Annotated in this window: 17 protein-coding genes and 1 tRNA gene; 3 read left to right on the top strand and 15 right to left on the bottom strand. The window is 72.9% G+C overall.

Features of this window, described 5'->3' with window-relative positions; translation table 11 throughout:
• Nucleotides 1-67: 67 nt before the first annotated feature.
• Nucleotides 68-1,288 carry a winged helix-turn-helix domain-containing protein gene (locus tag HGB54_RS03380; RefSeq protein WP_168915204.1) on the top strand — a complete coding sequence of 407 codons (1,221 nt, stop codon included), beginning with the start codon at nt 68-70 and terminating at the stop codon, nt 1,286-1,288.
• Nucleotides 1,289-1,316: 28 nt separating this feature from the next.
• On the opposite strand, the gene HGB54_RS03375 is transcribed toward HGB54_RS03380, so the two are convergent.
• Nucleotides 1,317-2,198: a M48 family metalloprotease gene (locus tag HGB54_RS03375; protein ID WP_168915203.1), complete on the bottom strand. Its 882-nt coding sequence runs from the start codon at nt 2,196-2,198 to the stop codon at nt 1,317-1,319.
• A gap of 47 nt (nt 2,199-2,245) precedes the next feature.
• On the bottom strand, nt 2,246-2,812 hold the full coding sequence (locus HGB54_RS03370) for a LemA family protein (protein ID WP_168915202.1): 567 nt from the start codon (nt 2,810-2,812) through the stop codon (nt 2,246-2,248).
• A gap of 192 nt (nt 2,813-3,004) precedes the next feature.
• Here HGB54_RS03370 and HGB54_RS03365 point away from each other — a divergent pair, with 192 nt between their 5' ends.
• A complete protein-coding gene (locus HGB54_RS03365) occupies nt 3,005-5,038 on the top strand; it encodes an Ig-like domain-containing protein (RefSeq protein ID WP_168915201.1) in 2,034 nt (677 codons plus the stop codon).
• Between the two features lie 34 nt (nt 5,039-5,072).
• On the opposite strand, the gene HGB54_RS03360 is transcribed toward HGB54_RS03365, so the two are convergent.
• From HGB54_RS03360 to HGB54_RS03305, 12 genes are all read right to left on the bottom strand, one after another.
• A tRNA-Leu gene (locus HGB54_RS03360) sits at nt 5,073-5,149 on the bottom strand.
• A gap of 96 nt (nt 5,150-5,245) precedes the next feature.
• Entirely contained in the window at nt 5,246-6,568 is a 1,323-nt protein-coding gene (locus tag HGB54_RS03355; protein ID WP_168915200.1) for an NAD(P)/FAD-dependent oxidoreductase, read from the bottom strand.
• A gap of 38 nt (nt 6,569-6,606) precedes the next feature.
• Nucleotides 6,607-7,881, bottom strand: a complete 1,275-nt coding sequence (locus HGB54_RS03350; protein ID WP_168915199.1) for a S8 family peptidase — start codon at nt 7,879-7,881, stop codon at nt 6,607-6,609.
• Nucleotides 7,854-8,372: a DUF501 domain-containing protein gene (locus HGB54_RS03345; RefSeq protein WP_168915198.1), complete on the bottom strand. Its 519-nt coding sequence runs from the start codon at nt 8,370-8,372 to the stop codon at nt 7,854-7,856. Before HGB54_RS03345 ends, HGB54_RS03350 begins: the two co-directional genes overlap by 28 nt.
• A complete protein-coding gene (locus HGB54_RS03340; RefSeq protein WP_168915197.1) occupies nt 8,369-8,869 on the bottom strand; it encodes an FtsB family cell division protein in 501 nt (166 codons plus the stop codon). Before HGB54_RS03340 ends, HGB54_RS03345 begins: the two co-directional genes overlap by 4 nt.
• Before the next feature lie 73 nt (nt 8,870-8,942).
• Nucleotides 8,943-10,223 carry a phosphopyruvate hydratase gene (eno, locus tag HGB54_RS03335; RefSeq protein WP_168915196.1) on the bottom strand — a complete coding sequence of 427 codons (1,281 nt, stop codon included), beginning with the start codon at nt 10,221-10,223 and terminating at the stop codon, nt 8,943-8,945.
• A 95-nt stretch (nt 10,224-10,318) separates the two neighbouring features.
• Entirely contained in the window at nt 10,319-11,584 is a 1,266-nt protein-coding gene (gene hisS, locus HGB54_RS03330; protein ID WP_168915195.1) for a histidine--tRNA ligase, read from the bottom strand.
• A gap of 50 nt (nt 11,585-11,634) precedes the next feature.
• Nucleotides 11,635-12,234 (bottom strand): TetR/AcrR family transcriptional regulator, encoded by a 600-nt coding sequence (locus HGB54_RS03325; protein ID WP_168915194.1) that lies wholly within the window; start codon nt 12,232-12,234, stop codon nt 11,635-11,637.
• Between the two features lie 572 nt (nt 12,235-12,806).
• Nucleotides 12,807-13,889: an ABC transporter permease gene (locus HGB54_RS03320; protein ID WP_168915193.1), complete on the bottom strand. Its 1,083-nt coding sequence runs from the start codon at nt 13,887-13,889 to the stop codon at nt 12,807-12,809.
• Complete coding sequence (locus HGB54_RS03315; protein ID WP_168915192.1) at nt 13,886-14,806, bottom strand: ABC transporter ATP-binding protein; 921 nt, start codon at nt 14,804-14,806, stop codon at nt 13,886-13,888. The genes HGB54_RS03320 and HGB54_RS03315 overlap by 4 nt, the downstream gene beginning before the upstream one ends.
• A 5-nt stretch (nt 14,807-14,811) precedes the next feature.
• Nucleotides 14,812-15,600, bottom strand: coding sequence for a MazG family protein (locus HGB54_RS03310; protein WP_168915191.1), 789 nt, complete (start codon nt 15,598-15,600; stop codon nt 14,812-14,814).
• A gap of 157 nt (nt 15,601-15,757) precedes the next feature.
• Entirely contained in the window at nt 15,758-17,215 is a 1,458-nt protein-coding gene (locus HGB54_RS03305) for an MFS transporter (protein WP_168915190.1), read from the bottom strand.
• Nucleotides 17,216-17,332: 117 nt separating this feature from the next.
• Between HGB54_RS03305 and HGB54_RS03300 the strand changes: the two genes are divergently transcribed.
• Nucleotides 17,333-18,199: a CPBP family intramembrane glutamic endopeptidase gene (locus tag HGB54_RS03300; protein WP_168915189.1), complete on the top strand. Its 867-nt coding sequence runs from the start codon at nt 17,333-17,335 to the stop codon at nt 18,197-18,199.
• Here HGB54_RS03300 and mfd read toward each other — a convergent pair.
• On the bottom strand, nt 18,196-21,729 hold the full coding sequence (mfd, locus tag HGB54_RS03295; protein WP_168915188.1) for a transcription-repair coupling factor: 3,534 nt from the start codon (nt 21,727-21,729) through the stop codon (nt 18,196-18,198). The genes HGB54_RS03300 and mfd overlap by 4 nt on opposite strands.
• Between the last annotated feature and the right edge of the window lie 5 nt (nt 21,730-21,734).

Below are 21,734 nucleotides of genomic sequence, written 5' to 3'. Positions count from 1 at the left end.
ACGACGGGTGAACGAGGGGGCCTCAGGATGCTCCGGCGATGTCGCCCGTGCCCGATAGCGTCGAGGCGTGCCGCACCTGACCGCCCCCGCCGCGCGCCGGCTCGCGCTCGCCGCGCAGGGTTTCGGGCGTCGGAACGTGGGGCGCGGGCATCCCGACGCCGTCACCCCGCGCCGCCTCGCCGCGGCCGTCGACCGGCTCGGCGTGCTGCAGCTCGACTCGGTGAGCGTCTTCGCCCGCTCGCACTACCTGCCGCTGTTCGCCCGCCTCGGCCCCTACGACCCGGCCGCGCTCGACGCGCTGCTGTTCGCGCGGCGCGGGCGGTACCACGAGTACTGGGCGCACGAGGCGGCGGTCATCCGGCGCGAGGACTGGCCGCTCTGGCACTGGAAGCGCGAGCTGCTGCGCGGGCGCGACCCCGTCAAGCACGCCTGGGTGCGCGAGCACGGCCCGATGCTCGAGTGGCTGCTGCAGGAGCTCGCCGTCACCGGCCCGGTCACGGCGGGCGAGATCGAGCACGAGGCGAACGTGCGGCGCGGGCCCTGGTGGGGCTGGAGCGACGTCAAGCACGGGCTCGAGTTCCTGTTCCGCTGGGGCGACGTCGTGAGCGCCGGGCGGCGCGGGTTCTCGCGCGTCTACGCCCTGCCCGAGCAGGTGGGGCTCGCCGCTCTGCACGCGCAGCGGGTGCCACGGGCCGAGGCGATGCGCGCCCTCGTGCACCGCGCCGTCGTCGCACTCGGGGTCGGCGCGGTCGGCGACATCGCCGACTACCACCGCCTGCCCGTCGCCGACACACAGGCCGCGCTGCGCGAGCTGCACGAGGAGGGCATCGTCGAGCCCGTGACGGTGGAGGGGTGGATGCGCGGCGCGCGCCCGCTGCCCGCCTGGCGCGACCCGGCCGCGAGCATCCCCCGGCGCATCGAGGCGACCGCCCTGCTCTCGCCCTTCGATCCGGTGGTCTGGTACCGGGATCGCGCGCTGCGCCTCTTCGACTTCCACTACCGCATCGAGATCTACACGCCGGCGGCGAAGCGGCGGTACGGGTACTACTCGCTGCCCGTGCTCGTCGACGACGCGCTCGCCGGCCGGGTCGACCTCAAGAGCGATCGGAAGGCCGGCGTGCTGCGCGTGCAGTCGGCCTGGGCCGAGGACGGCGTGCCGCACGGCGCGCTCGCCGAGCGCCTCGCGCCGCTGCTGCGCTCGGCCGCCGCCTGGCAGGGCCTCGACGACGTGGAGGTCGCGGGGCCCGGCGATGCCGCCGCGGAGGTGCGGGCGGCGCTCGCCCGCTGACGTCGCCGCGACCGACCGCGGTGGCGCTCTAGAAGCGGTTCGAGTTCTGGATGAGGCGTTTGACCCGCTCGGCGATCGGCGGGTGCGTCTGGAACATGCGGTCCATCACGCCCGGCTTCATCGGGTCGCTGATCCACAGGTGCGCCATCGTCGAGTTCTGCTTGCGCATCGGCCGGGCGTAGTCGCCGAGCTTCTGCAGCGCGCTCGCGAGCGCCTCGGGGTCGCGGGTGGTCAGCGCGCCCGTGGCGTCGGCGAGGTACTCGCGCTGCCGCGACACGGCGGCCTGGATGAGCGCGGCGACGAGCGGGGCGACGAGCATCGCGACGAGGCCGAAGACGAGCACGATCGGGTTGCCGCCGTTGTTGTTGCGGTTGCCGCCGAAGAAGGCCATGCGGGCGAGCACGTCGGCGATGAGGCCGACCGCGACGGTGAGCCCGAAGACGATGGTCGAGACGCGGATGTCGTAGTTCTTGACGTGCCCCAGCTCGTGGGCCATGACGCCGGTGAGCTCGCGGTCGGTCATGAGCTCCATGAGGCCCGTCGTGGCGGCGACGCTCGCGTGCTGCGGATCGCGGCCCGTGGCGAAGGCGTTCGGTGCGGGGTCGTCGACGACGTAGACCGCCGGCATGGGCATCCCCTCGGTGATGGCGAGGTTCTCGACGATGCGGTACAGCCGGGGGTTGTCGGCCTTCTGGATCTGCCGCGCGCCCGCCATCGACAGCGCCTGCCGCCCGGCCGCGAAGTACTGGAAGAGCGTGTACGCGGCCGCGCCGATGAGGGTGCCGATGAAGATGCCGAAGCCGCCCCCGTAGAGGTAGTCGGCGACGAGCCCGAGCGCCCCGATGAGCACGAAGAACGCGAGCATGATGAAGATGGTGTTGCGCTTGTTCGCGGCGATGGCGCGGTACACGGATGCCCTCCTGGGGCGAGGTCAGGGGATGCTCGGCGAGCGGTCGGCTAGAACTGCACGCGCGGCGGCTCGGCGATCGCGGCCGAGTCGGCCACCTCGAAGAAGTCGCGCTCGGTGAAGCCCAGGCCCCGCACGAAGAGCGTGTTCGGGAACTGCTTGATCTTGACGTTGAGCTCGCGCACGCCGCCGTTGTAGAAGCGGCGGGAGGCCTGGATCTTGTCCTCGGTGTCGACGAGCTCGCCCTGCAGCTGCAGGAAGTTCTGGCTGGCCTGCAGCTGCGGGTAGGCCTCGGCGACGGCGAAGATGCTCTTCAGCGCCTGCTGCATGTGCCCCTCGGCGGCGGCGGCATCGGCCGGGCCCTGGGCGCTCAGCGTCTCAGCACGGGCGCGCGTGACGCTCTCGAACACCTGCTTCTCATGCGCGGCGTAGCCCTTCACCGCCTCGATGAGGTTGGGCAGCAGATCGGCTCGGCGCTTGAGCTGCACCGTGATGTCGCTCCACGCCTCGTCGACGCGCACGTTGAGCGTCACGAGGGAGTTGTAGGTCGACCAGAGGTAGATGCCGACGATCACGGCGAGGAGGACGATGACGCCGATGACGATCAGGAGTTCCATGCGGTCAGTGTAGGGCGGGGGTGCGCTCGCCGACAGGGATGCGCCTGCGCTGCGGCTATGGGTGCGCCGACACCCGATGTCACGTCGCGGTCGACATGAGGGATACCTGGGATGATGGCGGCAGCGATCCGAGGTCGCGGCATCGCCGCCCCGCTCGGACCGATGACGCGCAACGGACGGGGAGGGGGCCTCATGCGCCGCACCCGACTCGTGACCGCCGCGCTCGGCCTGCTCGCCGTCGTCACCGTCGCCGCGGGCGTGCTCGTGCCGGCGGCCCCCGCCTCGGCGGCGGTGACATTCACCGCCCCCGAGGGTGGCTTCGTCGGAACGGCGTCGTTCACCGTGTCGGGCACGAAAGGGGCCGGCTCGAGCCTCGTCCTGAGCTCCGACGACCGCATCCTGTGCGAAGTCGCCGCTACGGAGGAGACTGCGTGGAGCTGCCCCGGGGTGTCGCTCGCGAACGGCGTGTGGGATCTCGCCGCGGTGGAGACGCTGTCGGACGACTCCGAGCAACCACCCGTCCCCTCCCGGGTCCGGGTTCTCGGGCCACCGACGATCGACGGCGCGGGAACCGTCATGACGACGGGCCTGTTCACGGGTGTCGGTGCGCCGGGGACTCGGGTCGAACTACTCGTCGACGGCACTCCCGTCACGGGCGCAGAGGAGTGCCCTGCCACAATATCGAGCGGATTCTGGTCGTGCCGTCTGGTCGTCCCCACTGGCACCTACCAGGTATCGGCTCGGCAGATCGACGCCGCCTTTCCCGATCGAGCGAGCTTTCCGTCGTCCGCCGTTCGTGCCACCGTCGATCGTGACATCCCGGCATCGCCCGTCGTGACCTCCCCCGAAGCGGGCACGCGGACGACCGACGGCCGGCTCGAGACGCGCGGCACCGGCGAGCCCGGAGCCACGGTGCAGGTCTTCGCGAGCGGTTCGCTGCTCTGCGAGACGACGGCGGCCGGCACCGGCGCCTGGAGCTGCCCGATCGGCCTCCCCTCCCCCGGCGAGTGGAGCATCCAGGTGTTGCAGATCGACCCCGCCGGCAACTTCAGCGCGCCCATCGCGCCGCTCAGCGTGCTCGCGGGCCCGGCGGGCGCGACTCCGACGCCGCGACCGACCGCACCCGGAGCTCCCTCCCCGCCCGCCGACTCCCCCACCCCCTCACCGACGCCGGGGCCGGACGGCACTCCCTCCCCCAGCCCCTCGGCTCCCCACGATGGCGATGCCTCGCCCCGCCCGAGTACCGGACCGATCACCCCGACCCCGGCGCCTCCGGGGTCCGTCGCCACCAACTGGGGAACGCCGAGCGGATTCGGCAACGCCCTCCCGACCCTCGCCCAGGTCGCCGAGCGGGGCGGGCTGCTGCTCGGCCTGCTCGTCGCGCTCGGCTACCTCCTGCTCATCGCGCTGCCCATCCGCGCCTTCTCGACCGCGGCGCTGCCGCGCCTGCGCTCCCGCGGACCGCGCATGCTGGGCCGCAACCGCCCCGCCGTCGTCGACACCGAGCCGCTGCTCTCGCCGACCGTCACCGCGGTCGCCGTCTTCGGCGTTGCCGCTCTCCTCGCCGCCCTATCCGGCAGCGTCGCGTGGGAGGTGCGCTACCTGCGCCTCACCGCGGCGATCGGCCTCGGTCTCCTCGTGCTCAACGCGGTGGGGGTGTCGCTGCCTGCGCGGCTGGCCGGCCGCACGTGGCGGGCACCGGTGACCGTGCAGCTGCTGCCGGGCATCCTGTTCGCCGCCGCCGCGGCCGCCGTGCTGACCCGCTTCGGGGAATTGCGGCCCGCCCTGCTGATCGGCGTCGTGCTCGTCGCGTCGGCCGCCGGGACCGTGCGGATGCGCGCGCGGGTCGGGGTCGCCTCGGCGCAGCTCGGCGGGGTCGCAGTGCTCTCGCTGCTCGCGTGGGCGGCGCACGACCTGCTGACCCCGAGCACCGGGTTCTGGATGAGTCTGTGGAGCGAGACCGCCGCCGCGGTCGCGCTGGGCGGTCTCGGGTCGCTGCTGCTCCTGCTGCTGCCGGTGGGGCTGTACCCGGGTCGCGCGCTCTACGCGGTCTCGCGACCGCTCTGGGTGGTCGCCGCGCTGCTCGCCGGCGCCGTCGCGGGAGCGATCTTCGCCGCAGGGGCCAACTTCCCGCTGCTGCTGCTCACGCTCGTCGCCGCCGCGGTCGCCGCCGTGCTCATGGCGATCACCGCCTGGGTGCGCTGGGTGGAGCCGTCGCTGCGCTGATGCCGTTGCTGCGCCGAGCCGTCACGCGCGTGAGTGGTACCCCGGGTGGGACTCGAACCCACACTGGGCCGATTTTAAGTCGGCTGCCTCTGCCGATTGGGCTACCGGGGCGCAGCCCCCAGCCTAGGTCGGCGGCCGCGACCGTGCAGCACGACGCCCCTGGCGCGCAGGGCGGCGGGGGCGTCGTGGCGATGCGGGATGCGGCGCTCAGGCCTTGGGGCGCGAGGCGAACTCCTGGAAGTACGCCTGGGGCTCCTCGCGGGCGGTGAGGCTGACGTTGTCGCGACCGAGCACGAGGTTCCAGGCCCAGCCGCTGAAGACGCGCAGCTTGCGCTCCCACATGGGGATCGCGAGGCCGTGGTAGCCGCGGTGCATGACCCAGCCGACGACGCCCTTGATGGCGATGCGGCCCGACTGGAACACGCCGTGGCCGAGGCCGAGGCCCGCGACGGCGCCGAGGTTCTTGTGCTCGTAGTCGACCGGCTCCTCGTCGCGCAGCACGGCGACGAGGTTCTTGGCGAGGCGCTTGCCCTGGCGCACGGCGTGCTGCGCGTTGGGCACGCAGAAGCCGCCCACGCCGCCGCCGGAGAGGTCGGGCACCGCGGAGACGTCGCCCGCGGCCCAGGCGCCCTCGACGATGGCGCCGTCCTCGGTGTGCACGCGCAGGTCGGCGCGGGTGCGGATGCGGCCGCGCTCCTCCAGGGGCAGGTCGGTACCGCGCACGACGGGGTTGGCCATGACGCCGGCCGTCCAGATGATGAGGTCGCTCTCGAAGCTCTCGCCGGTCGACAGCTCGATGACGCCGTCGACGGCGCTCTTCAGCTGCGTGTCGAGGTGCACGGTCGCCGCGCGCTGGGCGAGGTTCTTGAGCACCCAGTGGCTGGTCTCGAGCGAGACCTCGGGCATGATGCGGCCCATCGCCTCGATGAGGTGGAACTGGGTGTCGTCGATCGTGAGGTTCGGGTAGTCCTTCAGCAGCGCGCTCGCGAGGGCGCGCAGCTCGGCGAAGGTCTCGATGCCGGCGAAGCCGCCGCCGACGACGACGACGGTGAGCAGGCGGTCGCGCGCGGGGCCGGCGGGCAGCAGGGCGGCCTTGGCGAAGTTGTCGAGCAGGCGGTCGCGCACGGCCACGGCCTCCTCGATCGACTTCATGCCGATCGCGTTGTCGGCGACGCCGGGGATGGGGAAGGTGCGCGAGACGGCGCCCGCGGTGACGACGACGTGGTCGTACTCCATCTGCCAGGGCTCGCCGACCTCGGGAGTGATCGTGGCGGTGCGGTTCGCGTGCTCGATGCCGGTGACCTTGGCCGTGATGACGGTGGTCTTCTTCAGGTGGCGGCGCAGCGAGACCACCGAGTGGCGCGGCTCGATCTGCCCGGCGGCGACCTCGGGCAGGAACGGCTGGTAGGTCATGTACGGCAGCGGGTCGACGACGACGACCTCGGCCTCACCCTTGAGCAACCACTTCTCGAGCTTGAGAGCGGTGTAGAAGCCGGCGTAGCCGCCACCGACGATCAGGATTCTGGGCACGGTGGTAGCTCTCCTTGCTGGTGGTGGTCGACCACAATCTACAGCGTGCGCCGTGGGCGGGCGAAACCGACGACGGCGGCGGTGAGGCACCCGATCACGAGCAGCATCCCGACGTACAGGGCGATGGCGAGCGGCACGAGCGGCTCGGCCGCGATGGCCGTCGCCCGCAGCACGTCGCCCGTGGTCACCTCGGGCGCTTCGGCCTCCCTGCCGAGCGATTCCTGCGGCGCGGGGATCTCGAGCACCGTCGACCCGGAGTCGGCGCGCCGGTTGACCGCGATCCAGCGCTCGAGGCTGCCGAGCGGGTTCGCGGTCACGGCGGGCTCGGCGGCCCGCACGGCGGCCTCGGCATCGATGTAGCCGAAGCCGTACAGCGGGTCGGGAACGGCGGCCGTCACCGGGCGCGCGGTGCCGATCATGCGCTGGATGACCTGCGCGGCCGTCTCGTCGGGGTGCGCGGCGCGCACGAGCGCGGCGATGCCCGCGACGATCGGTGTCGCGCCGCTCGTCCCCTGCCAGAGCACGTGCCCGCCGCCGGGCACGGATCCGACGAGCTGCTCGCTCGGGGCGACGACCGAGATCGAGATGCCCTGCGAGGAGGCCTCGTCGCTCGCGCGGCCCGCGCGGGTGACCCCGCCGACGGTGAGCACGCCGGGGATGGTCGCGGGCGCTCCGACCTGGTCGGTGCCGCTGCCGCGGTTGCCGGCTGCGGCGACGACGACGACGTCGTTGCGCTCCGCGTAGAGGAAGGCGTCGTCCCAGCTCTCGGGCCAGTCGACGGTGTTGCGGGTGAGGGAGAGCGAGATGACGTCGGCACCGGCATCCACCGCCCAGCGCACCGCCTCGGCGACCTGGGCGTCACCGTCGCGCGCGCCGGCGCCGAAGGCGAGCGAGGCGCTCAGCAGGTCGGCCTCGGGCGCGGCGCCGATGACGCCCGCGTCGGGCCCGCTGCCCCGCCCGGCCGCGAGCGAGGCCACCATCGTGCCGTGGTCGGGGCGCTCGGCGCCGACCGGGCGCGTGCCGTCGGCCGCGCCCTCCCCCGACACGTCGGTGCCGCCGATCACCGCCCCCTGCAGATCGGGATGTCCGTCGTCGACGCCCGAGTCGATGATCGCGATCGAGACGCCCGCACCGCGCGTCACCGCCCACGCCGCACGGATGCCGTAGTCGTCGAGCCAGTACTGCCGGTCGCGCACGGCGTCGGCCGCCGCGGAGGGCGCGGGCAGCACGGTCGCGCCCGCGCCGGTGGCCGCGCCGCCGAGGAGGGCGGCGGCGAGGAGCAGGCTCAGGCTCCGCGCTGATCGGGGGCGCATGCGCAGACCTCCGGGCTCCAGTCGCCCTCGTCGAGGGCGCGGTCGCCGATCGGGTTGACCCCGCGGCCCGCGGCGAGGGCGTGGCCGAGCAGCGCGTGCAGGCACTTCACCCGGGTGGGCATCCCGCCGGCCGAGTAGCCCTCGACCTCGGGCACCGGCAGGATCGACTCGCGATCGGCGAGGTACTGCTCGTGGGCGGCGGCGTACTGCGCCGCGAGCTCGGCGTTCTCGCCCAGCTCGGCCTGCCAGACGGCCATGATGCCCGAGGCCTCGAGGCGCGAGGCCGAGGCCGTCGCCCCCGGGTGGGTCAGGTAGTACAGCGTCGGGAAGGGCGTGCCGTTGCCCAGCCGGGGTCGCGTGGCGACGACGGTGGGCGCGCCGCAGACGCAGCGGGCCGGGATGCCGATCACATCGCGCGCCGGACGCCCCAGCTGCGCGCTGACGATCTCGACGTCCCGCTCGGTGAACGGGGCGAACGGCGGCCGGCTCACGGGGCCTCCCCCGGAGCGGGCAGGAGCTCCACGGCCGGCAGCTCGGTGAGCCCGGCGACGAGGAGCGAGTCGAGCACGGCGCGGCTCCAATCGATGCGGGTGGTCTGGATGTCGTCGCTCACGGGCTGCTCGACGTACGACTCGACGGTCGCGCCGTCGTCGATGACCAGGTACGAGATGTCGCCGGGCTTGACGTAGAGCAGGCGGTCGCGGGCCTGCGACTCGATGAAGGCGGGGTCGGCCCAGCGGTCGATCTCCTCCTCGAGGCCGTCGACCGAGGCCTCCTGGGCGGCGACGCGCGCCTCGAGCTCGGCGATCTCCTGCTGCTGCTCGACGAGCACGCGCAGCGACGGAGCGAGCACCACGAGGGCGCCGACGATGAGCAGGAAGACGGTGACGGTGAAGCCGGAGACCTGCAGATTGCGGAACCACGCGCTCGTCGCCGGCGCGTCGGCCGGGAGGGCGACGGGCAGCTCGGTGGACGGTCGGCGGGCCATGCCCCCAGCGTAGGCGACGGGCCCGCCCCCTCCCCGAAGGGAGGACGGCGGGCCCGTCGATGGAGAGGTGCGGCTACGCGGTGAAGCGCGGGAAGGCCGAACGACCGGCGTACACCGCGGCCTCGCCGAGCTCCTCCTCGATGCGCAGCAGCTGGTTGTACTTCGCGACGCGCTCGCTGCGGGCCGGGGCGCCGGTCTTGATCTGGCCGGCGTTGGTCGCGACGGCGAGGTCGGCGATCGTGGTGTCCTCGGTCTCGCCCGAGCGGTGCGAGAGCACGGCGGTGTAGCCGCTGCGCTGCGCCAGCGAGACGGCGTCGAGGGTCTCGGTGAGCGTGCCGATCTGGTTGACCTTCACGAGCAGCGAGTTGGCGGTGCCGCGCGCGATGCCGTCGGCGAGGCGCTTGGGGTTGGTGACGAACAGGTCGTCGCCGACGAGCTGCACCTTCCGGCCGAGCTGCTCGGTGAGGGCCGCCCAGCCGTCCCAGTCGTCCTCGTCCAGCGGGTCCTCGATGGTGACCAGCGGGTAGGAGGCGACGAGCTCGGCGTAGAACGCGCTCATCTCCTCGGCCGAGCGCGCGGTGCCCTCGAACTGGTAGGCGCCCTCGCGGAAGAACTCGGTCGCGGCGACGTCGAGGCCGAGCGCGATGTCCTTGCCCGGGGTGAAGCCGACCTTCTCGATGGCCGCGACGAGGAAGTCGAGGGCGGCCTTGGTGCCGGCCAGGTCGGGGGCGAAGCCGCCCTCGTCGCCGAGGCCCGTGGCGAAGCCGCCGGCCTTCAGCTCGCCCTTGAGGGCGTGGTACGTCTCGGCGCCCCAGCGCAGCGCCTCGGTGAAGCTCTCGGCACCGATCGGCAGGATCATGAACTCCTGCACGTCGACGCCGGTGTCGGCGTGCGCGCCGCCGTTGATGACGTTCATCATCGGCACGGGCAGCACGTGGGCGTTGGGGCCGCCGACGTAGCGGAACAGCGGGAGGTCGGCCGAGTCGGCCGCGGCCTTCGCGACGGCGAGCGAGACGCCGAGGATGGCGTTGGCGCCGACCTTGCTCTTGTTGTCGGTGCCGTCGATCGCGATGAGCTCGGCGTCGATGAGGCGCTGGTCGCTGGCGTCGAGATCCTCGATGGCCGGGCCGAGCACGTCGAGCACGGCGTCGACGGCCTTCTGCACGCCCTTGCCGAGATAGCGGCCCTTGTCGCCGTCGCGCAGCTCGTAGGCCTCGAACGCTCCGGTCGACGCGCCCGAGGGCACGGCCGCGCGCGAGACGGTGCCGTCGTCGAGCAGCACCTCGACCTCGACGGTGGGGTTGCCTCGCGAGTCGAGGATTTCACGGGCTCCGACGGCCTCGATAGCTGCCACTGGTCAGTCTCCTTCAAAGTCTGGACGTGCGGGGGTGGTGATGTCCGCAGGCGATCCTACTCGCGGGCGGCGACGCCCCGGAGAGCGCGACGGCGTCAGGCGCTGCGCTCGAGGGGCCGCCAGTCGAGGGCGTCGGGATGCGCGGGGGCGTCCGATCCGACGATGGCGAAGCGGCCGAAGCCGTCGGCGGCGAGCTGGTCGAGGGCTCCGCGCAGGTTCTTCGGCTTGGCGGCGAGCCGCACGCGCACGCCCTGCTCGATGAGGAGCGACTTCAGCGCCATGAGCCGCGCCGGGTCGACGCCCTTCTCGTGCAGGAGAGCGGCATCCCCCTCGCCCGTCGACGGCGCCGGCGGCACGAGGTCGATGAGGCGCTCGAAGCCGAGCGAGAAGCCGGTGGCCGGCACCTCGGCGCCGAGGAAGCGGCCGATCATGCCGTCGTAGCGCCCGCCGCCGCCGAGCGAGTAGCCGAGCTCGGGGTGCGCGACCTCGAAGATCGGGCCGGTGTAGTAGCCCATGCCGCGCACGAGGAACGGGTCGAAGACGAGCCTCGCGCGGGGGCCGACCGCGGCACGAATCGCTCGAAGGTCGGCCGCCGCCTGGCTCGACGACCATGCTTCCGACTCCAACATCGCCCAGGAATCGTCGCCATCGCCCTGGCTCAACTCCATGAACGCCAGCATCGAATTCACGTGCACGAGACCCATCGACGCGAGCTCTGCAGCCACGCCACTGACCCCGATCTTGTCCAACTTGTCCAGGATGATGAGCGCGCGAGGATGAAGCGATTCGGGAACGTCGTGCGCATCGAGCCACGAGGTCAGCAGCCGGCGGTCGTTGAGGCGGATGCTGCAGCCGCGCAGCCCCAGGGCCTCGAGCGCCTCGCTCGTGGCGGTGATGAGTTCGATCTCGGCGAGCACGCCCGGCTCGCCGATGATGTCGATATCGCACTGCACGAACTGGCGGTAGCGGCCCTTCTGCGGACGCTCGGCCCGCCACACGGGCGCGATCTGGATGGAGCGGAACACGCCCGGCAGCTTCGCGCGGTTGCTCGCGTAGAAGCGGGCGAGCGGCACGGTGAGGTCGAAGCGCAGCCCGAGATCGGCGAGGTCGAGGGGGCGCTCGGCCGCCTGCAGATCGTCGACGGTGAGGGCGCGCTTCATGACGGCGTAGGCGAGCTTCTCGTTGTCGCCGCCCAGCCCGGCGTGCAACCGGCTCGAGTCCTCCATGACGGGCGTCTCGATCTCGTCGAAGCCGTGCGCGCGGTACACGCCCCGGATGAGGCCGAGCACGTGCTCACGATGGGCCTTGTCGGCGGGCAGGAGGTCGCGCATCCCGCGGGGCGGGGTCACCGGGCTGGCCATGCCCCGATTCTGTCACGGCACCCGGGTGCGGCCCGCGCCGCGGGCGGGCGTCAGGAGGTCGCGGCGAGGTGCGCGGCGAGACGCTCGCCGTACGACTGAAGGGCGATCTCGAAGGCGCGGGTCGCGCGCACCTCGTCACCGCTCACGATGAGATCGAACTGGAAGCCGTAGATCTGATCGACGAGCACACGCGATTCGAGCTCGGCGATCTCGCGTGGAAGGCCCAACCGCTCGACGGCCTCCGCGCCCCACTCGACCCATCGGCCGTGGATCGCCAGACCTCCGGCGTCGAGCTCCTTGTCGGTCACCTCGAGGAGGGCCGCCTCGAACTCGAGTCGCAGCAGCGACCGGGGGACCGGATGGAGGAAGTGCTGCCACGAGGCCCTCGTCGCCGCGAGGTGCGCATCGAGCGAGGGGTCGACGTCGAGCTCGGCCTGGATGACGCGATCCTGCCGCGCACCGATCGACCCGATGATCTCCGCCATGAGCTCGCGACGCGTACCGAAGTGGTAGACGAGAGTAAACGGACTGACCCCGAGCGCCTCGGCGAGCGAGCGGAACGTGATCGTCGCGAGGGGACGCTCGCGGAGGTGCTCGAGGATCTCGAGCAGCAGCAGCGGCTTGCGCGCCGGGTCGTTGCGAGGAGACATGGCGCTAACATAACAAATGTTTGCTATTTGTACATACGTTATGTAGCCTGAGCCAGGCGCCGCTCGGATCGGGGGATCATCGAGCGCTGCGCCTGCTGCTGGGATCGGCGGGGACGCCGATCCGACCTGCTCGGTCGAGTCCCTTCGGGTGGGACCCGGCCGATGTGCGCGGCCCCCGTCGCTCCGACAGGGCCGCGCGCGAGCGCCTCGCATTCGGGTTGCGGGGCGCTCGCCTCTCCGCTGCGTCTGGGCTCTCGCCGACGGCGTTCGCGACGCGCCCTGGGCTTCCTCAGCCGCGCGGCCGAGCGCGCCGCTACGCTCGTCGTCGGGGATGCTCACGCATCGGCGCTCGCCGATCGATGCTCCCCGGGGGATTCACGACTGGTCGCGGGCATTCGGGTTGCACGCGGCCGGGACGGCGGCCCGGCTACGGTCCGCCGCCGTCGGTGCCCTCGGCATTCGGGTTGCCGGGGGCGCCACTCCTCGCCCCGTCGAGCGGCTCGGGCGCACGACGCCCGCGCGGCGGAACGATCCTCCGAGCCGAGCCCCGCCGCCCCGTTCCCGTCATCGGCTCAGGCGATGCGGCTGCCGCGCGCGAGGCGCACCGCCGGCGTGCTCGTGCGGCGCACGGCGCCGAGCAGCAGCCCCGCCGCGAGCAGCAGGTGCAGGCCGAGGCCCACGAACCAGGTCGGCACGGTCGAGGCGATGACCTCCTCCGGCGTCTCGTAGTCCTCCGGGAACGCGCCCTGGTAGCGATCGCCCGTGCAGTAGTCGTCGGTGCGCTCGAGCTCGACCGGCACCTGCGCCGAGCGCGCCGCGAAGGCGATCTGCCCGAAGAGGTCGAGCGGGGTGCCGTTGCGGTCGAACGAGGCGGGCGCGGCATCGGCGAGCATCACGTAGGGGTTCGCGGCGAGGAAGCCCCAGACCTGGTCGGTGCGCGGCACCGTGTAGGTGTACTCGTTCGTGATGCAGGTCGGCGGCCCGTCGAAGAGACCCGTCTCGGGGTCGGCCTGCGCGTAGTCGGGCTCGATGCTGGTCACCCGCACCTCGGACTGCGCGGCGAGGGATCCGAGGCCGAAGACGATGAGGGTTCCGACGCTGAGGGCGGCGACCACGAGGTACGTCGTGACGACGGAGAACAGCGGGCGCGAGATGAGGCCGCTGAGGCCGACGCCGACGGCGGCGACGACGCCGAGCTCGAGGACGAGCATCCCGAACGAGGCCAGGAGGGTGTCGAGGCGCACCCCTCCCCCGATGACGGCGAAGGCGAGCGACGGCAGGCTCGCGGCGAGGAAGGTGAGGCCGACCGTCCAGGCGGCGAGGAACTTGCCGAGCACGATCTGGCTCGTGCTCGCGAGCGTCACCTGGGTGGTGGCGAGGGTTCCGGCGTCGCGGTCGCCGTTGATGGCGTTGCCGCTCATCGCGGGCGCCACGAGCGTGCCGATGAGCAGCACGAAGAAGATGATCGACGAGTAGACGCCGCCGCTCGAGGCCGCGTCGCCGCCGAAGGCCGAGAGCGAGAACCACAGCAGCACCGAGACGACGACGACGAGCACGAAGACGATGCTGATGAGCACGACCCAGGCGACCGAGCGGATGCGCTGTCGCAGCTCGAGCCGCACGATCGTGCCGAGGCCGTCGAGGTAGCGGTTCACGAGCGGCCTCCCTTGGCCAGGTCGAGGAAGGTGTGCTCGAGGTCGCCGACAGCGGGGCCGAAGGCGCTGATCGCGACGCCGCGCTCGACGAGCCGGGCGAGCAGCTGCGCCGCCTCCGCCTCGCCCGCGACGGGCACGAGGGCGCCCAAGTGGTCGACGTCGGTGGGGCGCTGCCCCAGCTCGTCGAGCGCCGCCATGAGCGCGGGCCGGTCGAGGGCCCGGATGCGCCAGTCGCGCATCGTCGTGCGGGTGGCCGCGATGCTCTCGGCCGAGGCGGTGACGCCGCCGTCGACGTAGACCGCCGCATCGGCCATCTCGTCGAGCTCGGAGAGCACGTGGCTCGAGACCAGCACCGCGGCGCCCTCGGCGGCGAGCCAGCGCACGAGCACGCGCAGGTCGACGCGCGCGGCGGGGTCGAGGCCCGAGGCGGGCTCGTCGAGCAGCAGGATGCTCGGCCGATGCACGAGCGCCCGCCCGAGGCTCAGCCGCTGCTTCTGCCCGCGGCTCAGCACGCGCGTCGGCGCATCGGCGAGCGGCTCGAGGCCGACGAGCTGGATCAGCTCCGCCGCCCGCTGCCGCGACTGCTCGAGGCCGAGCTCGTAGAGCCGCCCGGTGGTGACGAGCGTGTCGCGCACGGTCATCGAGCTCCACGAGCCGAGCACGTCGGGCATCCAGCCCATCGCCGAGCGCACCGCGCGCGGATCGGCGACGGGGTCGTGCCCCGCCAGGCGGATCGTGCCGGCGTCGGGAGCCAGCAGCGTCGCGAGCATGAGCAGCAGCGTGGTCTTGCCCGAGCCGTTGGGCCCGATGAGGGCGGTCACGCTGCCGGCGTGGGCCTCGAAGCTCGCGTCGCGCACGGCGTGCACCTCGCCGAACCGACGGGACACCCCCTCGACGCTGATGGCGGGTGCGGTCATGAGCGTCAGTCAACCACGCCGCTGCGGCGTTCGGCCTCAGCCGATCGGATGAGTTCCTCGTAGTCCCTCAGTGCCGTTCGGAGGGCGCGCTCCGCGTCCAGTCCGCGGGCGCGCGCCGCCGTGGCGAGGGCGAGCAGGTGGATGCCCAGCGCGTGCTCGTCGGCGAGCATCCCCTCGTCGATCGCGGCCGGGGACGCAGGGGCCGCGACGCCCAGATCGGCGGCGCGCCCGGCGACCTTCTCGGCACGGGCGAGGGCGGGCAGGCCGGCGGGGATGCCGTCGAGCACCGAGGTGCGGGCGGGCTTCTCCGCGGCCTTCCAGCGCTGCCAGTTGGCCGAGACCTCGGCGGCGGTGTCGGCCGTCACGCCCTCGCCGAAGACGTGCGGGTGGCGGCCGACCATCTTCGCCATCGAGCGCGCGGCGACGTCGTCGATCGTGAAGGGCTCGGTCGGGTGCGCCGCCGCGAGATCGGCGTGGAACAGCACCTGGTAGAGCACGTCGCCGAGCTCCTCGAGCACGTCGTCGCGCGTGCCGTGCTCGATCGCGTCGACGAGCTCGTGCGACTCCTCGATGAGGTACGGCGTCAGGCTCTCATGGGTCTGCTCGGCATCCCAGGCGCAGCCGCCGGGGCCGCGCAGGCGCGCCATGACGCCGATGAGCGCGTCGAGGGCGGGATGCGGCTCGACGGGGGTTCCGGCGGGGGCGGCGGTGGCGGCGGGGTGCGGTGCCGGGTGCGGTGCCGGGTGCGGTGCCGGGTGCGGTGCCGGGTGCGGTGCCGGGTGCGGGTCGGTCATGCCGTCATCCTCGCAGGGCGGGGTCTACGACGGGGCGGGATGCTCGGCTCAGGCGCGCGCAGGCTCGCGCTCGGCGAGTTGAGCCTTGCTGCCGAGCTGCGGCTTTCGAACCCGCATCTCGAGCGCGAACCCGCAACTCGGCGGCGGGATGCTCGGCTCAGGCTCGCGCGGGCTCCGAGGCGTCGGCGGCGTCGGCGGGCTCGGCTGCCGGAACGGGCGTGCGCGGCATGGCGGCGGCGAGCGCCGCGGTCGCGAGCGCGGCGACGAGGGTGGCCGCGAACACCGCCGCGGAGGCGTCGACGATCTGCTCGGGTGCGACTCCGGCGGCCGGCCCCGCGCCCTCGCGGCCGATGATGCCGTTGGCGATGGCGCCGAGGATCGCGACGCCGACGGCGCTGCCGATGCTGCGGGCGAAGAGGTTCGTGCCGGTGACGACGCCGCGCTCGTTCCACGGCACGCTCGCCTGCGCCGCGATGAGCGAGGGCGTGGCGACGAGGCCGAGCCCGAGGCCGACGAGGAAGCAGGCGATCGCGACGACGAGCACTGAGGGCGTGCGGGCCGACAGCGCGAGTACGAGCGATCCGCCGACGACGGCGATCATGCCGAGCAGCACCGTCGTGCGGAACCCTAGCCGCAGGTACAGCCGGCCCGAGAGCGAGGCAGAGATCGGCCAGCCGATCGTGAGGGCCGCGAGGGCGAGGCCGGCGACGAGCGGGCTCGTGCCGATCGAGCCCTCGAGGAAGGTGGGCACGTAGCTCGTCAGCCCGAACAGCACCGCGCCCACGCCCGTGGAGACGAGCGTCGTGGTCAGCAGCAGGCGCCGCGAGAACACCCAGGTGGGGAGGATGGGCTCGGCGGCGCGCCGCTCCGCGAGCGCGAACGCCGCGAGCAGCACGGCGCCGCCGCCGAAGGCGACGACGCTCTGCCAGGACGCCCAGGCCCAGGCCTGCCCGCCCTCGAGCACGCCGAGCAGCAGCAGGATGAGCGAGGCCGTGAGGAGGGCTCCGCCGAGGTAGTCGACCTTGTGGGTGCGGCGCTCGACCGTCTCGTGGAACGTGCGGATGAGCATCCACCCCGCTAGGAGGCACAGCGGGATGTTGATCAGGAAGATCCAGCGCCAGGCGTCGAGCTCGGCGAACAGGCCGCCGAGGGTCGGGCCGATGACGGCCGAGGCCGCCCAGACGCTCGCGATGTAGCCCTGCACGCGGGCGCGCTCGGCGACGGAGTAGATGTCGCCCGCGATCGTGATCGCCATGGGGCCGACCGCGCCGGCGCCGAGGCCCTGGATGGCGCGGAAGGCGATGAGGGCGGGCATGCTCCAGGCGAGCGCGCACAGGATCGAGCCGAGCAGGAACAGCCCGATGCCGATGAGGATGATCGGCTTGCGCCCCACGACGTCGCTGAGCTTCGCGTAGATCGGCACCGAGACGGCCTGGGCGAGCAGGTAGATCGAGAACAGCCACGGGAACTGCTCGAAACCGCCGAGCTCGTCGACGAGCGTCGGCACGGCCGTGGCGAGGATGGTGGCGTCGATCGCGACGAGGCCCGTCGTCACCATGAGCGCCAGCAGGATGGGGCCGCGGGCGGAGCGCAGGCCGACGTCGCTCGTGCTCATCGGTCTCCCCATCGTCCGGTCGGGTGGTGCTCGCCGGACGCGATCGGCGCGGCTGGCCTCGACCCTGGCACCCGTTCTCGACAGTTCGCCCCGATTCGGCCGTGACAGGCTGGGAGCGTGATCCCCGAGCTCGACTGGCCCGCCCGGCTCGCCGCCGCGGCGCTCGCCCTCGGCGTCGTCGCCCTGCACGGCTGGCGCGCGGCGAGCAAGGACCGCCGCGAGTACCGCCGGTTCCGCCGCTACCGCTCCACCGCGCGGCGCCAGGCCGCGATGCGGCGCTGGCTGCTCGAGTCGTTCCTGCTGCTCGGCGGCTCGGCGGTCGTGGTGCTCGCACTCGTGCATCCCGTCGTCGCGCCGCTGCTGCGCGCGGCCCAGGCGCTGCCGGGAGTGGGCGCGGTGCGGGATGCGCTCGGCTCGGGCTTCGGCATCGGCGCGCTCGCGGGCGCCGTCCTCGGCCTGATCGCCGTCACGGTCATCGGCATCCGCTCGGCGCGGCGCGAGGGCGGCGTCGTCATGATCGGCGACATCGCCGCCCTCCTCCCCCGCAACCGCCCCGAGCTCGCTCTCGGCGCCGGCCTCTCGATCAACGCCGGAGTGGTCGAGGAGCTGCTGTTCCGCCTCGCCATGCCGGCGCTGCTCGTGCTCGTCACCGGCGAGCCCCTCAGCGCGTTCCTGCTCTCGGCGCTGCTGTTCGGGCTGCTGCACGCCTACCAGGGGCCCGTGGGCGTCGCGGGCGCCACGGCGATCGGGCTGGTGCTCACCGTCGTCTACGTGCTCAGCGGCAGCATCCTGCTCGTCATCGTGCTGCACCTGCTGCTCGACCTGCGCACCCTCGTGCTCATCCCGGCGACCGTGTACGGGGTGCATCGCGTGCCGGGGTCGGTGCGGATGCCGCCGGTGCTGCGTCCTCTGCCTCCGCCCGCGGCGGTGGATGCTCCCGCCGAGGCCGCGCCGACGGGCACGCCGCGCGCGCCGACGCCCTAGACCGCGGGCGCCGTCGCCTCGTCGAGCTCGTACAGCGCGCCGAGCGCCTGCGTCGTCCAGTCGAGGATGAGCGCGTCGTCGGCGTCCTTCGGCAGGGGCAGCGTCACGGTGCGGGTCTGGGCGAAGTACTTCGAGCCCGGGTAGAGGCGCTGCAGGCGCATCTGCCGCGACTCGGACAGCTCGCGGCCGACGATGCGCAGGTTCGAGCCCATGACGACGACGTCGCTCAGGCCGATCTTCTGCGCGGTGCGGCGCAGCTGCGAGACGCGCATGAGCGTGAGCACGGGCGCGGGCGGCTCGCCGTAGCGGTCGGCGAGCTCGTCGAGCACCTCGCCGAGCGCCTCGTCGTTGCTCGCCGGCGCGGCCGCCGTCGAGAGCTTCTGGTACGCCTCGAGGCGCAGGCGCTCGCTCTCGACGTAGTCCTCGGGGATGTGCGCGTCGACGGGCAGCTCGAGCCGCAGCTCGGTCTGCTCGTTGGCCGCGTCGCCGCGGAAGACGCTCACGGCCTCGCCGATCATGCGCAGGTACAGGTCGAAGCCGACGCCGGCGATGTGGCCGGCCTGCTCGGCGCCGAGCAGGTTGCCGGCGCCGCGGATCTCGAGATCCTTCATCGCGATCTGCATGCCGCCGCCGAGGTCGCTGTGCGCGGCGAGGGTCTGCAGGCGGTCGTGCGCCGTCTCGGTGAGCGGCTTGAGCTCGTCGTAGAGGAAGTACGCGTAGGCGCGCTCGCGGCTGCGGCCCACGCGCCCGCGCAGCTGGTGCAGCTGGCTGAGCCCGTACTTGTCGGCGCGGTCGATGATGAGCGTGTTGGCGTTGGCCACGTCGAGTCCGGTCTCGATGATCGTCGTCGAGACGAGCACGTCGAAGCGGCGCTCCCAGAAGTCGACCATCACCTGCTCGAGGGCCGCCTCGCCCATCTGGCCGTGCGCGACCGCGATGCGCGCATCCGGCACCAGCTCGGCCAGGTGCGCCGCCACCCGGTTGATGCTCGACACGCGGTTGTGCACGTAGAACACCTGGCCCTCGCGCAGCAGCTCGCGGTGGATCGCGGCGGTCACCTGCTTGTCGCTGTAGGGGCCGACGAAGGTGAGGATCGGGTGGCGGTCCTCGGGCGGGGTCGCGAGGGTCGACATCTCGCGGATGCCCGTCACGGCCATCTCGAGGGTGCGCGGGATGGGCGTGGCCGACATCGCGAGCACGTCGACGTTGTGCTTGAGCTTCTTCAGGGCGTCCTTGTGCTCGACGCCGAAGCGCTGCTCCTCGTCGATGATGACGAGGCCGAGATCCTTGAAGGCGACGCCCTGGCTGAGGATGCGGTGCGTGCCGATGACGACGTCGATCGTGCCGCGGGCGAGCCCGTCGAGGGTCTCCTTCGCCTCCTTGTCGGTCTGGAACCGGCTGAGGGCGCGCAGGTGCACGGGGAACCCGGCGAAGCGCTCGGTGAAGGTCTCGAGGTGCTGCTTCACCAGCAGCGTCGTCGGCACGATCATCGCGACCTGCTTGCCGCCCTGCACGGCCTTGAAGGCGGCGCGCACGGCGACCTCGGTCTTGCCGTAGCCGACGTCGCCCGCGAGCAGGCGGTCCATCGGGATGGGCGACTCCATGTCGCGCTTGACCTCGTCGATGGTCGTCAGCTGGTCGGGCGTCTCGGCGTAGGGGAACGCCTCCTCGAGCTCGCGCTGCCAGGGTGTGTCGGGCTCGAAGGCGTGGCCGCGGCTCGACATGCGCGCGGAGTACAGCTTGACGAGCTCGACGGCGATGTCGCGCACCGCGCGGCGCGCCTTGCCCTTGGCCGCCGACCAGTCGCTGCCGCCCATCTTGCTGAGCGCGGGCGCCTCGCCGCCGACGTAGCGGGTGAGGAGGTCGAGCTGATCGGTGGGCACGTAGAGCTTGTCGCCCGGGAACCCTCGCTTGGATGGCGCGTACTCGATGACGAGGAACTCGCGCGTGCTCTTCACCGCGTTGCGCCCGCCGGTGGAGACCTCGCGCTGCACGAGCTCGAGGAACCGGCCGATGCCGTGGGTCTGGTGCACGACGTGGTCGCCGGCGACGAGCTGCAGAGGGTCGACGACGTTCTTGCGGCGGCTCGCGAGCTTCTTCGGCGCGCGGGAGTCGTAGCCGACGGTGCGGCCGTAGAACTCGGCTTCGCTCAGCAGCCCCAGTCGGATCTCGGGCAGCTCGAAGCCGTGCTCGACGGCGCCGCGCACGAGGTAGACGATGCCCGAATCAAGCTTCGCGGGCAGCTCGTCGACGGCGCGCGCCGCGACCTCCTGCTCGCCGAGCACGACGCCCGCGCGCTCGACCAGGCCCGCGCCCTGCGCGACGACGATCATCGTCCAGCCCGCGCGCACGCGGTCGACGACGTGGTCGACGGCCCCGCCGGCCCGGCCGGCGAACGTCGGCGGCTCGTCGGCCTCGATGCGCAGGATGCCCGGGTCGTCGGCGTCGAACGAGCTGACGGTGAACCAGTCGCGCTCCCCCGCGGCCTCGTGCAGGCCCTCGACGGTGAGGAAGTCGCCGGCGTCGAGGTCGATGGGCGCCTCGGCCCCCGCGGTGGCCGCGTGCCAGGCCGCCGTGAGGAACTCGCGGTTCGTCTCGACGAGGTTCTTCGCCCGGCCGGCGACGCGCTCGGGGCTCAGCACCGCGATCGCGGCGCGCTCGGGCAGGTAGTGGGTCAGCGGTACGAGCCGGTCGACGAGCGCGGGCGCGAGGCTCTCCATGCCCTCGACGGGGATGCCCTCGGCGATCTTCGCGAGCATCTGCTGCATGCTCGGGAACTCGTGCACCATCTCGGCGGCGCGCTGCCGCACCCCGTCGGTGAGCAGCATCTCGCGCGTCGGCGGCAGCTCGATGCCGGGCAGCTCGGTGGGCAGCGAGCGCTGGTCGGCGACGGAGAAGTCGCGCAGCTGCTCGACCTCGTCGCCGAAGAACTCCACCCGCACGGGGTGCTCGGCGACGGCGGGGAACACGTCGAGGATGCCGCCGCGCACCGCGAACTCGCCGCGGCGGGTGACCATGTCGACGCGCGTGTACGCGAGGTCGACGAGGCGGCCGACGACGGCCGTGAGATCCTGCCCGCGCGCTCCGCGGGTGAGCACGACGGGCTCGATCTCGGTGAGCCCCGTGGGCAGCGGCTGCAGCACCGCGCGCACCGAGGCGACGACGACGAGCGGACCGGAGGGCTCGGCCGCCCACGCCTTGAGGGCGCGCAGCGTGCGGATGCGGCGGCCGACGGTCTCGGCGCCGGGGCTCAGGCGCTCGTGCGGCAGGGTCTCCCACGCGGGGAGATCGAGGATCGTCGCGGCCGGCGCGAGCGTGCGCAGGGCATCCTGCACCTGCTCGGATTCGCGCCCCGTCGCCGTGATCGCGAGCAGGCACTGCGGGCCCTCGCGGCGCTCGAGCATCGCGGCGAGCAGGGGAACGCGCAGGCCCTCGACGACCGAGAACCCGGTCGGCTCGGCGGCGTGATCGAGCGCGCCCGCGATCGTTCGGGCGCGCGACAGGGCCGGGATCAACCGCTCGAGACTCACCCCGG

The sequence above is a fragment of the Microcella flavibacter genome (assembly GCF_012530535.1).
Lineage (GTDB): Bacteria > Actinomycetota > Actinomycetes > Actinomycetales > Microbacteriaceae > Microcella > Microcella flavibacter.
This window is presented reverse-complemented; position numbering and strand designations above follow the sequence as displayed.